This window comes from Cellulomonas persica (genome assembly GCF_007989825.1).
Classification (GTDB): domain Bacteria; phylum Actinomycetota; class Actinomycetes; order Actinomycetales; family Cellulomonadaceae; genus Cellulomonas; species Cellulomonas persica.
In genome coordinates, this window is record NZ_BJUA01000009.1 from 77,499 (window position 1) to 91,017 (window position 13,519).

A 13,519-nucleotide genomic window follows, 5' to 3' on the forward strand; every position below is an offset into this window, starting at 1 on the left:
GTCCATCGGGCCCCGGGACGCACGTCGGCCGACGAAGGGTGGCCGCCGGGCTCCACCTTTCGGCCGATGCGGCGCGGCGGAGCCTGGCTACCGTGGCGACATGCGTGCGCAGACCCTGCCGGCGGTGACGCGTCGCCTGCTCGTCGGGCTCGACGTGCTGGTGGCCGGGCTCCTGACCGTGGCCGTCCTGCGCCCCGCCGACTCCGCCCGGCCGTGGGCCACCCTGCTGGCCGCCGCGGCGTTCGCGGCCCTGTACGCGACCGGGCGCGCCACGATCCGGGTCCACGAGGCACCCCTCGACGCAGGTCGCGGCCGGTGGTGGCCGGCGGGTGCGTGGATCGCGGCCCTGATCGTCGTCTGGACGATCCTCCTGCAGGTCAGCGACGGCGCGTTGTGGCTCGCCTTCCCGCTGATGCTGCTGCAGATGCACGTCCTCGGGCCGCGCGCCGGGGTGCTCGCCGTCGTCGTGACGACCCTCGTCGCCGCCGTCGACGGCATGCTGCAGCGCGCCCCCACGGACACCTCCATCGCACCGGCGCTCGGTCCAGCCGTCGGTGCGGCCGTGGCCGTGGCCGTCACCCTGGGGCTCGAAGCACTCGTGCGCGAGTCGCAGGAGCGGCAGCGGATGCTCGAGGAGCTCGCCCGCGCCCGCGACGACGTCGCCGCCGCCGAACGGGAGACCGCGGTCGCGACCGAGCGGGAACGCCTCGCCCGCGAGATCCACGACACCCTCGCGCAGGGCTACTCCGCGATCGAGCTCCTCCTGCGGGCAGCAGCACGGGACGTGGGACACGACGACGCCCGTGCGCACGCCTACATCGACCAGGCGCGCAGCACCGCGCAGGAGAACCTCGCCGAGGCCCGTCGGTTCGTCCGTGCGCTCGCGCCAACGGACCTGGACGGCGCAACCCTCGTCGCCGCGTTGCACCGCATCGCGGACCGGACCCAGGCCGCGGCGGTCGCCGCCCCGGTCGCGGACGACGGACCTGGGGACACGGCACCCGGGTCGCTGGTCGTGCGTGTCCAGACCTCGGGCGAGCCCCGAGCCCTCCCGCTCCAGGTCGAGGCCGCGCTGGTGCGCATCGCCCAGTCGGCCCTGGCCAACGTCGTCCAGCACGCCGCCGCCCGGAACGCCACTCTCAGCCTGACGTTCCTGTCCGACGAGGTCATCCTGGACGTGGTCGACGACGGGCGCGGCTTCGACCCGGACCGACAGCCGCCACCCGACCGGCCCGGCGGGTTCGGCCTCACCGCGATGCGCTCACGTGCACGCGAGCTCGGCGGCTCCCTCACGATCGAGACCAGCCCCGGCGACGGGACCGTCGTCGCCGTGCGCATCCCCGACCACGACGAGGACGAGACGGGGCAGGTCCCGCCCACGAGCGCACCGCAGCACCAGGAGGACCGGTGATCGACGTCGTGCTCACGGACGACCACCCGGTCGTGCGCGCCGGCCTCCGGGCGGTCATCGACAGCGAGCCGGACATGCACGTCGTCGAGGAGTTCAGCACTGCCGAAGCCCTCCTGGCCCACGTCCGCAGCGGCGGACGAGCCGACGTGCTCCTCCTCGACCTCCAGTTCGGCCCCGGCCGCCTGGGTGGCGCGGACGCCACCCGGCAGATCGTCCAGGCCGGTGGCCCACCCGTGCTCATCCTGACGACCTACGGCTCCGACTCCGACATCCTCACGGCCGTCGAAGCCGGAGCGACCGGGTACCTGCTCAAGGACGCCCCCACCGACGAGCTCGCCTCCGCCATCAGGGCCGCAGCGGCCGGATCAGTGACCCTCGGCCCGGCCGTGCAGGCGCGTCTGGTGGACCGCATGCGCCGCCCCGGCATCTCGCTCACGCTGCGCGAGCTCGAGATCCTCCGCATGGTCGCGCTCGGCCGCTCCAACGACGCCATCGCGCGCGAGCTCGTCATCTCCCGCGCCACCGTGAAGTCCCACCTCGCCCACGCCTACGACAAGCTCGGCGTCCAGTCGCGCACCGAAGCGGTCGCCCTCGCACGCGAACGCGGCCTGCTCCCGAGCTGACTCTCCTGTAGGCTCGCGCGCTTCTTGTCGGAGCGGCAGTCGCGTGACCTGCGGGTTCGCAGAGGTCTGTCGGACCCGACTTCGCACGAGAGTGGCGGAGTCTTCAGCGCACGGGAGCGAGAGCGTCCCGAAGGGCCGCCAGGGCGGTGGGTACCGCGGCGTACTAGACGTAGGCGCCCCGCTTCTCGCTGACGACCAGGCCCGCCTCGCGCAGGATCGTCGGGCGGTGGCTCACGGTGGGCTGGCTCCATCAGCAGGCCGCGTGAGCAACACCCGGCTGCGGCACCGTCGTCGCTCTCGGACCGGTTAGCGACCGCGGTGGTCCTCGATCCCGAGGGGTTGACCTTCGAGTCGAGTCGAAGGTCTACCGTCGCTGACATGACGTACCGGATCGCCGAGGTGGCCGAGCTCGTCGGGGTGCCGACCACGACGCTGCGCTACTACGAGGACATCGGCTTGGTGGCGACGCCGACGCGAGGCGCCAACGGCTACCGCACCTACACGGACGAGGACGTGCAGCGGCTGCGGTTCGTCACGGCGACCAAGAACATCGGGATCCCGCTGTCCGACGTCGCCGAGCTGGTGAAGGCCTACGACGTCGAGGACTGCTCCGTGGTCGCGCACCAGGTCGTGGAGATGGTCTCCGAGCGGCTCGCGGAGACCCAGACGCGCATCGGTGAGCTCGTCGCGCTGGCCGCCGACCTGCAGCGGGTCGCGGCCCGACTCGCCGTCGCGCCGGGTGCCGGGCCGTGCGGCCCGAGCTGCCCGTGCGCGACAGCGGCCACGCCGACGTCGACACCCGGTCGCACCTTCGTCGAGCTCACCCGCACGCCGACCCCGCCCGTCGGGTCGCCTGTGGCGTCGATCGCGTGCTCCCTGGACGGTGCGGACGTGCCCGGCCGGGTCGTGGACTGGCAGGCGCTGGTCCCGAGGGCCACGAGCCGGGAGCCGATCACGGGCGGCGTGGCGCTGACCTTTGACGCCTCGCCCGAGCTCGTCGCCGACGTCGCGCGCCTGGCAGCCGCCGAGCAGGACTGCTGCGCCTTCTTCACCTTCACCGTGCGCCTGACCACCGGCCGCGTTCGCCTGGAGGTCCAGGCCCCGCCGGAGGCCGCCGACGTCGTGGCCGCGATGTTCGGCCCGACCGCCTGACCCAGCCCACCGCTCGACAACCCCGGCGAACCCGCCGGGGTTGCGGTACCCCCTGCCCGACAGACCCGAGGAGCACACGATGACCGCACCCGACGACCTGACCACCACCCCGCAGCGCACTCCCGGACGCAAGGGCGTGCTCGCCGGCGCCGGGATCGTGCTGGCCTGCGCGATCGCCTGCTCGCTGCCGCTCATCCTCGCCGGTGGGCTCGCCGCGGGCGTGGGGGCTTTCCTCGCGGGCGGGGAGGGCGTGGCGCTCGGCGTCGTGCTGCTAGTCACCGTGGCCGTGGGTACGGCGATGTGGGTGCGCCGGCGCCGGGCGAAGGCCGCCGCAGCCACGGCCGGCGGTGGGTGCGGGTGCTGACCGACCCCGCGGCCCGATCGCATCGACTCGACAGGAGAACACCGTGCTCACCACGATCACCCGCACCGACCTGCAGGCTGCGCTCGAACGCGACGTCGTCGTGCTCGTCGAGGCGCTGCCCGCCGCGCACTACGACGATGCGCACCTGCCCGGCGCGCTCAATGTCCCCGACCGCCTGACCGCGCAGCTCGCCGAGCACCTCGCGCCCGACCGGGACCGGACCGTCGTCGTGTACTGCTCCGGTCCGGCCTGCGGCCGCTCGAAGGTCACCGCCGCGGCGTTCGCCGCACTCGGCTACACCGACGTGCGGGTCTACCCCGGTGGCAAGGCCGACTGGGCGGGCGCGGGCCTGCGGCTGGACACGGTGCAGCCGGTGCGCTGAGCAGCGAGCCACACTGACCACCATGACACTCGCGCGCTCCCTGCTGCTGTTCGCCGTCGCCGCGCTGGCCGAGATCGGCGGCGCCTGGCTGATCTGGCAGGGCGTACGCGAGCACCGCGGGGTCCTGTGGATCGGCGCCGGCGTCGTCGCCCTCGGCCTCTACGGGTTCGTCGCGACCCTGCAGCCCGACGCGAGCTTCGGGCGCATCCTGGCCGCCTACGGCGGCATCTTCGTCGCCGGGTCCCTGGCCTGGGGCATCCTCGTCGACCGCTTCCAACCCGACCGGTGGGACATCACCGGCGCCGTCATCTGCCTGCTCGGGGTCGCGGTCATCATGTACGCCCCACGTGGATAGACCGGGGCCGGCCGCAGCGTCAGCGTTGCGCAGCCGCCAGTTCGTCAGCGCCCCACGACAGTGCTGTTCAGGCGTGGCTGGCGTGCTCGTGGCGGCGGTGAGCACCTGACTCGAGCTGGAACGTGGAGTGCTCGACAGTGACGGGGAAGTGCTCGGCGATGCACTGCTGCAGGTCGTCGAGCATGCGTGCCGCGTGGCCGTCGCTGAAGCACTCGTCGGCCACGACGACGTGGGCGCTGAGCACCGGCAGCCCGGAGGAGATCAGGGAGGCGTGCAGGTCGTGGACCTCGTCGACGTGGTCGAGTTCGAGCAGGTGGTTGCGCACCTCGTCGAGGTCGAGGCCGGGCGGGGTGGACTCGAGCAGGACGGCGGTGGTCTCGCGCAGCAGCGTGAACGCCCGAGGGACGATCAGCACACCGATGAACAGGCCGGCCACCGCGTCGGCCTGCTGCCAGCCGGTGACGGCGATGACGATCGCGGCGACGATCACGGCGACCGAGCCGAGGGCGTCGTTGAGGACCTCGAGGAACGCGGCGCGCAGGTTGAAGTTCGCGGACCGCTGCCCGGCGAGCACGAGCAGCGAGGCGATGTTGCCGGCGAGGCCGATGACGCCGAAGACCACGAGCTCGGTCGAGGGGATCTGCGGCGGTTCGACCAGGCGTTGGACGCCTTCGATCAGGACGTAGATGCCGACGGCGAGCAGGATCGCGGCCTGGGCGAGGGCGGCCAGGACCTCGGCGCGGCGGTAGCCCCAGGTGCGGCGCGGGGTGGGTGGCCGCAGCGACAGGGACGCGGCGCACAGGGCGAGCAGCAGGCCGCCGGCGTCGGTGAGCATGTGCGCGGTGTCGACGAGCAGCGCGAGGCTGCCGGTGAGCCAGGCTCCGACGGCCTGGGCCAGCAGGATCGTCGCGGTGATCGCGAATGCGATCGCGAGGCGTGCGCGGTGGTCGGGAGCAGCGTGCCCGTGATCGTGTCCCATCAACGACCTTCACCTGGGGTCGGGCGTCGGTGTGGAGCGAGGGTCTGGGGCGTCACGCGGTGCGCTCCTCGGGGACGTGCGGGCGAAGCCGGCCGACAGCGGGCACGAATCGTCCGACCCGCGCGGCGTAGTGGGCGTAGCGCTGGTCGTGGGTGCTCAGCAGGTAGGGCTCTTCGACGGCGCGGACCTGCAGCTGGACCGCCGTGACGAGCGCAACGACGGCGAGGACAGAGAGCGCCGACGGCACCATCAGTGCGAGCCCCGTCAGCGCGGTCACCATCGCGGTGAAGATCGGGTTGCGCACGAGCGCGAACACGCCGCCGGTCACCAGGTCGGTGCGTTCGTGAGCGTCGACGCCGATCCGCCAGGACCGGCCCATCGCGCTCTGGGAGAGCACCACGCCCGCGAAGCTGGCGACGGTAACGGCCAGCCCGACGATCGGGACCCAGGTCGCGACGGCGAGCGTCACGTCGCCGGTGAGCTCGAGCACCGGGGCGAGTGCCGCGAGGACCAGGGCGACGACGAACAGCACGCCGCCCCACCACGGGGCAGATCCTGGTGCCCCGCTGATCCCGCGGAAGCCCGCTGAGCCCGTGCCGCGGCGCTGCTGCCAGCTGCGCCACCCGAAGATCACGGCGCAGCCCACCGCGTAGAGCGGCAGGGCGACTGCCGCCGCGGTGTCCGGGCTCATCGGGAACCGCCGTCCTTGTCGTCCGGGCCGCAGCAGCCGTCGTCACAGTGCGCGTCCTGGTCGCCGGTCAGCTGCGCCAGCGGCGTGCAGCACGCCTCGCCCTTCCACGCCTCGAGCCCTTCACGGACCGCGAAGCCCGCGATCACGACCGCGGCGAGCGGGTCCGCCCACCACCAGCCGAGCGTGCTGTTGAGCACCAGCCCGATCAGGAGCACCGCCGAGAGGTAGGAGCAGATGAGCGTCTGCTTGGAGTCGGCGATCGCGGAGGCTGAGCCGAGCTCGCGGCCGGTGCGGCGCTCGAAAAAGGACAGCGCCGGCATGACCGCAAGGCTCACCGCGGCCAGCACGATCCCGACCGTCGAGTGGTCGGGCTCAGCTCCACCCAGGACCGTGCGCACGGCGTCCACGGTCACGAAGAGCGCCAGGCCGAAGAACGAAAGCGCGATCGCCCGCATCGCGACCTTCTCGCGCGACTCGGGGTTCGGCGCGGCGAACTGCCAGGCGACCGCCGCGGCGGAGAGCACCTCGACGACCGAGTCCAGACCGAAGCCGATCAGCGCAGCGGACGAGGCGGCACGCCCCGCCGCGATCGCGATCACCGCCTCGACGACGTTGTAGGAGATCGTGGCCGCGACCACCCAACGGATGCGCTGCTGCAGCACCGCCCGGCGGGCGGCATCCAGCGGCCGCGGACCGATCGACAGGGTGCTCATGCCCCGCTCCGGTCCGCGGCACCTGTGCCGTATGTCGGGCACAGCGTGACCGCGTCCCCGGTGAGGGCGAGCAGCCGCTCGGCGGCGCTCAGCAGGTCCATCAACGCCTCAGGATGGTTCAGCACGAACATCGACGCCCGCCCCTGCGGTCGCGAGGTGACGAGGCCGCAGTCACGCAGGCACGCCAGATGCTTGGAGACGGTGGACTGTGCGAGCCCGAGGTGCTCGGTGAGGTCGACGACGCGGTGCTCGCCAAGGGCCAGGTGACGAAGGATGGTCAGCCGAGAAGGGTCGCTGAACCCGTGGAACAGACACGCTGCGGCTTCCAGTGCCAGGGCTTCGTCGACACCGTCCACATCGCCAGAGACCGTTGGTATCGTCATGCGGCGATGTTAGCGCTCCTGTCGGCGCGGAGACAACGGGTCCGGCTCGTAGCGCCGTCCGGTCGTGGCGCGGTGGTTCGTACACCGAGGTGAGCGGGCCCGATCGTCAAGCCCGCATCGTGCCGGTCAGCCGAGCTCGCGCTCCGGGTCCGGAAGGCTGGGTCTTCAACTCCGAGCTCGTCGAGAAGGTGGTGGACCTTGCGTTCGATCTCGTCGCGGACCCGGCGTCGTCGAGGTCGAGGTCGGCGGGGTCGTCGAGCTGCCAGTCCTCGTAGCGCTTGCCGGGGAAGCGCGGGCAGGCGTCGTCGCAGCCCACGGTGACCGAGACGTCGGCGGCGCGGACGATCTCGTCGGTCCAGGGCCTGGGGTACTCGCGGGAGATGTCGATGCCGCGCTCGGCCATCGCGGTGACCGCGGTGGGGTGGATCTGCTCGCCGGGTTCGGAGCCACCGGACCACCCCGGCGCCCAGGCGTCGGGCGACGGACGGGTGTGGTGGAGCTTCATCTCCACTGGCGCCCGCGGTGCACCGACGCCCGTGGGAATGTTCGGCGCCGGCGAGAAGTTGAGCCGGACAGACTCAAGTTTGCTGGGTTGAGCTTGCGAGTCCCGGGGGCCCGGGTGCAAGGTTGAGCGCAGCGGACTCAAGAGCGTCCAGAGCATCTGCACCACGATCGAAAGAAGGCACCACACATGGCACGAGCAGTCGGCATCGACCTGGGCACGACGAACTCCGTCGTCGCCGTCCTCGAGGGTGGCGAGCCCACGGTCATCGCCAACGCGGAGGGGTCGCGCACGACTCCGTCGGTCGTGGCGTTCTCCAAGACCGGCGAGGTCCTCGTCGGCGAGATCGCCAAGCGCCAGGCCGTCACCAACGTCGACCGCACCATCACGTCCGTCAAGCGCCACATGGGCACGGACTGGACGGTGGACGTCGACGACAAGAAGTACACGCCGCAGGAGATCTCCGCGCGTGTGCTCGGCAAGCTCAAGCGGGACGCCGAGGCGTACCTGGGTGAGCCCGTCACGGAGGCCGTCATCACGGTCCCGGCGTACTTCAACGACGCCGAGCGTCAGGCGACGAAGGACGCGGGCGCCATCGCGGGCCTCAACGTCCTGCGCATCATCAACGAGCCCACGGCGGCCGCGCTCGCGTACGGCCTGGAGAAGGGCAAGGAGGACGAGCTCATCCTCGTCTTCGACCTCGGTGGTGGCACGTTCGACGTGTCCCTCCTGGAGGTCGGCAAGGACGACGACGGCTTCTCGACGATCGAGGTCCGCGCGACGTCCGGTGACAACCGGCTCGGTGGTGACGACTGGGACAACCGGATCGTCGACTTCCTCGTCGCCGAGGTGAAGAACTCCTCGGGCGTCGACCTGTCGAAGGACAAGATCGCGCTGCAGCGTCTGCGTGAGGCGGCGGAGCAGGCCAAGAAGGAGCTCTCGTCGGCCACCAGCACCAACATCTCGCTGCAGTACCTGTCGATGAGCGAGAACGGCCCGATCCACCTGGACACCAAGCTCACGCGGGCGAAGTTCCAGGAGATGACGAAGGACCTGCTGGACCGCACCAAGGCGCCGTTCCACTCGGTCATCCGCGACGCGGGCATCAAGCTGTCGGACATCGACCACGTGGTGCTCGTCGGCGGCTCGACCCGTATGCCCGCGGTCACCGAGGTCGTCACGGAGCTGACGGGTGGGCGTGAGCCCAACAAGGGCGTGAACCCCGACGAGGTCGTCGCCGTGGGTGCCGCGCTGCAGGCCGGTGTCATGAAGGGCGACCGCAAGGACGTCCTGCTGATCGACGTCACCCCGCTGAGCCTCGGCATCGAGACCAAGGGCGGCGTGATGACCAAGCTCATCGAGCGCAACACGGCCATCCCGACGAAGCGCAGCGAGATCTTCTCGACGGCCGAGGACAACCAGCCGTCGGTGCTGATCCAGGTGTTCCAGGGCGAGCGTGAGTTCGCGCGGGACAACAAGCCGCTGGGCACCTTCGAGCTGACCGGCATCGCGCCGGCGCCGCGCGGCGTCCCGCAGATCGAGGTCACGTTCGACATCGACGCGAACGGCATCGTGCACGTGTCCGCGAAGGACCGTGGCACGGGCAAGGAGCAGTCGATGACGATCACCGGCGGCTCGGCCCTCCCCAAGGAGGACATCGAGCGCATGGTGCGCGAGGCCGAGGAGCACGCCGCCGAGGACAAGAAGCGCCGCGAGGACGCCGAGGCCCGCAACTCCGCCGAGCAGCTCGTCTACTCCACGGAGAAGCTGCTCGTCGACAACGCGGACAAGCTGCCCGAGGACGTCAAGACCGAGGTCCAGGAGAAGGTCGACGACCTCAAGAAGTCGCTCGAGGGCACGGACGCCGACGACGTGAAGGCCAAGACGACCGCGCTGTCGACCGCCGCGCAGAAGATCGGCGAGGCGATCTACAGCCAGGCGCAGGCCGAGACCCCGGCGGACGCCCCCGCGGGTGACTCCGACGCGTCGTCCGACGACGACGTGGTCGACGCCGAGATCGTCGACGACGAGGACGACAAGAAGTGACGGACCAGCCGACGACCCCCGGGCCCGAGCAGGGCCCGGGGGGCGGTTCCGACGAGGAGACGCCCCGCTTCACGGACAAGCGCCGCATCGACCCGGAGACCGGTCAGGTGCGTCAGCCGACGCCCGAGGAGGCCGTGATCGCCGAGGCCGAGGCCGCGGCGGCTGCGGGTTCCGGCGAGCAGTCGGATGCGCAGAGGCTCGCCGAGGAGCGGCTCGAGGAGCTGCAGCGCGCCAACGCGGCGTACTACAACCTCGAGCAGCAGTACTCGGCGTACGTGAAGCGTTCGAAGGCCGACGCGCTGGCCGCGCACGACCGTGGGGTCGCCGCGGTCGCGGAAGCCCTCATCCCGGTGCTCGACGACATCGAGCTGGCCCGCCAGCACGGTGACCTCGCCGAGGGCCCGTTCGCGTCCATCGCGGAGAAGCTCGAGGCCACCCTCGGGCGCTTCGGGGTCGAACGCTACGGGCAGGCGGGCGACGAGTTCGACCCCGCGATGCACGAGGCGCTCATGCACTCGCACTCGGCCGACGTCACGACGTCGACCGTGCAGACGGTGCTGCAGCCGGGCTACCGCACGAAGGACCGCATCCTGCGGGCCACGCGCGTCGCCGTCGTGGACCCGGAGGGGTGACCAGGACGACGACGAGCACGACGACGACGAGCACGACGACGACGAGGAGGGAGGCGCCGTGACCGGGCAGGACTGGCTCGAGAAGGACTTCTACGCGGTTCTCGGCGTCCCCAAGGACGCCGATGCGGCGACGATCAAGAAGGCGTACCGCAAGCTGGCGCGCGAGAAGCACCCGGACCACAACCCGGGGGACGCGAAGGCCGAGTCGGAGTTCAAGGACATCGGCGAGGCGTACTCGGTGCTCTCGGACCCCGAGCAGCGGCAGCAGTACGACCAGATCCGCGCCATGACGGGCGGTGCCCGCTTCACGTCCGGCGGCCGTGGGGCCGGTGGCTTCGAGGACATCCTCGGGGGCATGTTCGGCGCCGGGGCGCCGGGCGGCGGCAGCACCCGCGTCCGGTACTCGACCGGCGGCGGCGGTGGCTTCGAGGACATCCTCGGCGGGATGTTCGGGGGCGGGTTCCAGCGGGGCCCGCAGCCGGGCGTCGACCTGTCCGCGGCGGTCGAGCTGCCGTTCCGGCAGGCCGTCGAGGGGTCGACCGTCTCGCTGCAGGTCGAGAACCGCACGGTCAACGCGCGGATCCCGGCCGGCGTGCGCGACGGGCAGAAGATCCGGCTGCGCGGCAAGGGGCGTCCGGGCGAGCCCGGCGCTCCCGCGGGCGACCTCGTCGTGACCGTGCACGTCAAGCCGCACCCGGTGTTCTCGCTCGACGGGCGCAACCTCAAGATCACCGTCCCGATCGCGTTCGACGAGGCCGCGCTCGGTGCGACCGTCGAGGTCCCGACGCTCAACGGCGACACGGTGAAGGTCAAGGTGCCCGCGGGCACGCCGTCGGGCCGGACGCTGCGCGTCAAGGGCCGCGGGGTGCCGGGCAAGGACGCGAAGTCGAGCGGCGACCTCCTGGTGACCGTGCAGGTCGTGGTCCCGCAGCGGCTGTCCGACGCGGCACGCCAGGCGGTGCAGGCCTTCGGCATCGCGACGAGCGGCGAGGACGTCCGCGCGACCCTGATGGACCAGGCCCGCCGTTGAGTCCCTCCACCGAGCGCGGTAGATCCACCGCGAGCGCGGCGCTGCAGAGCCCGCGTTCGCGGTGGATCTACCGCGCTCGCGTGGTCGGGGACCGTGCGGGCGGAGGGCGCGGGTGCGAGGGGGTGCGATGAACGAGGACACGCCCGTGTTCGTCATCTCGCGGGCCGCCGAGCTCGCGGGCATGCACCCGCAGACCCTGCGCCAGTACGACCGGATCGGGCTCGTGTCGCCGCGGCGCACCGCGGGCCGCGGGCGGCGGTACTCGATGCGTGACGTCGTCACGCTGCGCACCATCCAGCGGCTCTCGCAGGACGAGGGCATCAACCTCGCGGGGATCAAGCGGATCCTCGAGCTCGAGATGCAGGTCGAGCGGCTCGAGCGCCAGGTCGACCACCTGCGCTCGCTCATCGAGCCCGGTCGCCGGGTCTTCACGGCCGACCCGCGCGGTGACGTGGTGGCCACCCGCCGCGCCCCACGCACGCCGCGCGTCGCCCAGCCGCCGCGGGCGATCACCGCGTCGACCGCCGCGGTCGTGCTGTGGCGCCCGACGCAGGGCGACGACTGACGTACCCGGCGGTCGTGCCCTGCGGCACGGCAGGATGCTCGCGTGAGCACCGCGCTGGGCATCGATGTCGGGACGACGCACACCAAGGTCGCGCTCGTCGACGTCGACGCACCGCGCACGCTCGCGTGCGCGTCCGCGCCCACCCCGCCGCCCGCTGACCTGCTCGCGCTCGTCGCGGACCTCACGCGCCGCGTGCTCGCGCAGGTGCCGTCAGCGCCCGTCCCCGGGGCGATCGGCGTCGCGTCGATGGCGGAGACGGGCGTCCCGGTCGGTCCCGACGACGAGCCGCGCGGCGACTGGCTGCGCTGGGACGGCCGACGCGCAGGGCGCCAGGCCGACGAGCTCGCGGCACGACTGGGCCGCGCGGAGCTGTTCGCCGCGACCGGGGTGCGCGCCTCGGCGAAGGTCCCGCTGGCGACGTGGGCGTGGCTGCGCGACGTCGCGTCCGGTCGTGGCGCGGGCGGCCCCGCGGGCGCCCGCGGTCCGACGAGCGCCGTCGACCTGGCGGGTGCCGCGCAGATGCCGAGCGCCCCGGCGGGCGCGATCGGGTCGCTGCACCGGGGTGGTCGTTGGGCGGGCGCGGCGGACCTCGTCGTGCTGGGCCTGGCCGGGCGGCTCGTCACCGACCACACGCTCGCCGGGCGCACCATGGCGTACCGGCTGGGCGACGCGCTGCCGGCCGGCGACGGTCTCCCCGCGGGGCTGCCCGCGGCGTTCGACGCCGATCTGCTGGCCGAGGTGGGCCTCGCGCCGCACCAGGTCCCGCACGTGCTGCGGCCGGGTGAGACGGTCCCGCTGCGCCGCGGTCCGCTCACCGAGGCGGGGCTGCTCGCGGGCACACCCGTGACGGTCGCGGGCCACGACCACGCCGTCGGCGCGTTCGCGGCGGGCGTGCGCGAGCCGGGCGACGCCGCGGACTCCGTCGGGACGACGGAGGTGGTGTGCACGGTGCTGACGTCCGACCCCGATCCGGGTCCGGTCGCGCAGGCTGGGATGAGCCTGGTGCGCACGGTCCGCGGCGACCGACCCGCCCTCGTCGCCGGCTCGTCGAGTGCGGGCGGCGCCGTCGCCGCCTGGCTCGCCCCGCTCGCGCCGGACGACGAGCGCGCCGCACTGCTCGAACGGGCGTCGGGCGTCGACGACGCGCTCGTGGCGCTGCTCGTCGGCGAGGGCCACCCCGCGGGCGGCGGGAGCGGGGCCGACGAGGCGTTCGTCGTGCTGCCCTACGTGCTCGGGCGGCAGACGCCCGCGCCGGACGCGTCCGCGACGCTCCGCGCGGTGGGTGCCGTGCCCGCGGACCCGGTCGACGCGCTGCGGGGCGTGCTGCTCGGCGCGGCGCTGCAGGCGCGCTGGATGCTCGACGCGCAGGCCGCGCTCGCGGGCCGGGTGCCCGCCCAGGTCCGGGCGCTCGGCCGGCCGATGCTCGTGAACCCCGCGTGGGCGGCGCTCAAGCGCTGGTGCTCGCCCGCGCCGCTGGACGTCGTCGCCGACGAGGAGGCGGTCGCCGCGGGTGCCGCGCTGCTCGCGGCCGAGCGCGCAGGGCTCGTCGGCCCGGCCCCGGCGCTCCCGGTCCTGCCGACCCCGCCCGACGACCTCGCGCCCGACCCCGCGGCCGTCGACCGCCGCCTGCAGGCGTTCGTCGCCGCAGCCCGCGCGACGTCCTGACCGGGACGCGCTCGCCCGTGCAGCGT

General features: G+C 72.9%; 16 protein-coding genes. 11 read left to right on the forward strand and 5 right to left on the reverse strand.

Annotated elements, in window-relative coordinates; all coding sequences use genetic code 11:
• Positions 1 to 100: 100 nt before the first annotated feature.
• The 6 genes from CPE01_RS10370 (at position 101) to CPE01_RS10400 (ending at position 4,287) form a co-directional block, all read left to right on the forward strand.
• Entirely contained in the window at positions 101 to 1,411 is a 1,311-nt protein-coding gene (locus CPE01_RS10370; RefSeq protein ID WP_146806576.1) for a sensor histidine kinase, read from the forward strand.
• Positions 1,408 to 2,034 carry a response regulator transcription factor gene (locus CPE01_RS10375; RefSeq protein WP_146806577.1) on the forward strand — a complete coding sequence of 209 codons (627 nt, stop codon included), beginning with the start codon at positions 1,408 to 1,410 and terminating at the stop codon, positions 2,032 to 2,034. Before CPE01_RS10370 ends, CPE01_RS10375 begins: the two co-directional genes overlap by 4 nt.
• Before the next feature lie 378 nt (positions 2,035 to 2,412).
• Positions 2,413 to 3,186 (forward strand): MerR family transcriptional regulator, encoded by a 774-nt coding sequence (locus CPE01_RS10385; protein WP_146806578.1) that lies wholly within the window; start codon positions 2,413 to 2,415, stop codon positions 3,184 to 3,186.
• 79 nt (positions 3,187 to 3,265) lie between these two features.
• On the forward strand, positions 3,266 to 3,550 hold the full coding sequence (gene merT, locus CPE01_RS10390) for a mercuric ion transporter MerT (RefSeq protein WP_146806579.1): 285 nt from the start codon (positions 3,266 to 3,268) through the stop codon (positions 3,548 to 3,550).
• A gap of 43 nt (positions 3,551 to 3,593) precedes the next feature.
• A complete protein-coding gene (locus tag CPE01_RS10395; protein ID WP_146806580.1) occupies positions 3,594 to 3,932 on the forward strand; it encodes a rhodanese-like domain-containing protein in 339 nt (112 codons plus the stop codon).
• Positions 3,933 to 3,954: 22 nt separating this feature from the next.
• The gene (locus CPE01_RS10400; protein WP_146806581.1) at positions 3,955 to 4,287 is read left to right on the forward strand and encodes a YnfA family protein; all 333 of its coding nucleotides are present in this window, start codon (positions 3,955 to 3,957) and stop codon (positions 4,285 to 4,287) included.
• Between the two features lie 67 nt (positions 4,288 to 4,354).
• On the opposite strand, the gene CPE01_RS10405 is transcribed toward CPE01_RS10400, so the two are convergent.
• From CPE01_RS10405 to CPE01_RS10425, 5 genes are all read right to left on the reverse strand, one after another.
• Positions 4,355 to 5,266: a cation diffusion facilitator family transporter gene (locus CPE01_RS10405; RefSeq protein ID WP_146806582.1), complete on the reverse strand. Its 912-nt coding sequence runs from the start codon at positions 5,264 to 5,266 to the stop codon at positions 4,355 to 4,357.
• 52 nt (positions 5,267 to 5,318) lie between these two features.
• Positions 5,319 to 5,957, reverse strand: coding sequence for a methyltransferase family protein (locus CPE01_RS10410; protein WP_146806583.1), 639 nt, complete (start codon positions 5,955 to 5,957; stop codon positions 5,319 to 5,321).
• A complete protein-coding gene (locus CPE01_RS10415) occupies positions 5,954 to 6,670 on the reverse strand; it encodes a cation diffusion facilitator family transporter (protein ID WP_146806584.1) in 717 nt (238 codons plus the stop codon). Before CPE01_RS10415 ends, CPE01_RS10410 begins: the two co-directional genes overlap by 4 nt.
• Positions 6,667 to 7,053 carry an ArsR/SmtB family transcription factor gene (locus tag CPE01_RS10420; RefSeq protein ID WP_146806585.1) on the reverse strand — a complete coding sequence of 129 codons (387 nt, stop codon included), beginning with the start codon at positions 7,051 to 7,053 and terminating at the stop codon, positions 6,667 to 6,669. Before CPE01_RS10420 ends, CPE01_RS10415 begins: the two co-directional genes overlap by 4 nt.
• Positions 7,054 to 7,159: 106 nt before the next feature.
• On the reverse strand, positions 7,160 to 7,714 hold the full coding sequence (locus tag CPE01_RS10425) for a low molecular weight phosphatase family protein (protein WP_246783875.1): 555 nt from the start codon (positions 7,712 to 7,714) through the stop codon (positions 7,160 to 7,162).
• A 30-nt stretch (positions 7,715 to 7,744) separates the two neighbouring features.
• On the opposite strand from CPE01_RS10425, the gene dnaK reads away from it, so the two are divergent.
• The 5 genes from dnaK (at position 7,745) to CPE01_RS10450 (ending at position 13,493) form a co-directional block, all read left to right on the forward strand.
• Positions 7,745 to 9,601: a molecular chaperone DnaK gene (gene dnaK / locus CPE01_RS10430; RefSeq protein WP_146806586.1), complete on the forward strand. Its 1,857-nt coding sequence runs from the start codon at positions 7,745 to 7,747 to the stop codon at positions 9,599 to 9,601.
• Positions 9,598 to 10,233: a nucleotide exchange factor GrpE gene (locus CPE01_RS10435; protein ID WP_146806587.1), complete on the forward strand. Its 636-nt coding sequence runs from the start codon at positions 9,598 to 9,600 to the stop codon at positions 10,231 to 10,233. Before dnaK ends, CPE01_RS10435 begins: the two co-directional genes overlap by 4 nt.
• Before the next feature lie 58 nt (positions 10,234 to 10,291).
• Positions 10,292 to 11,263, forward strand: coding sequence for a DnaJ C-terminal domain-containing protein (locus CPE01_RS10440; protein ID WP_146806588.1), 972 nt, complete (start codon positions 10,292 to 10,294; stop codon positions 11,261 to 11,263).
• Between the two features lie 127 nt (positions 11,264 to 11,390).
• A complete protein-coding gene (locus tag CPE01_RS10445; protein ID WP_146806589.1) occupies positions 11,391 to 11,828 on the forward strand; it encodes a heat shock protein transcriptional repressor HspR in 438 nt (145 codons plus the stop codon).
• Positions 11,829 to 11,870: 42 nt separating this feature from the next.
• The gene (locus CPE01_RS10450; protein WP_146806590.1) at positions 11,871 to 13,493 is read left to right on the forward strand and encodes an FGGY-family carbohydrate kinase; all 1,623 of its coding nucleotides are present in this window, start codon (positions 11,871 to 11,873) and stop codon (positions 13,491 to 13,493) included.
• Positions 13,494 to 13,519: the final 26 nt, after the last annotated feature.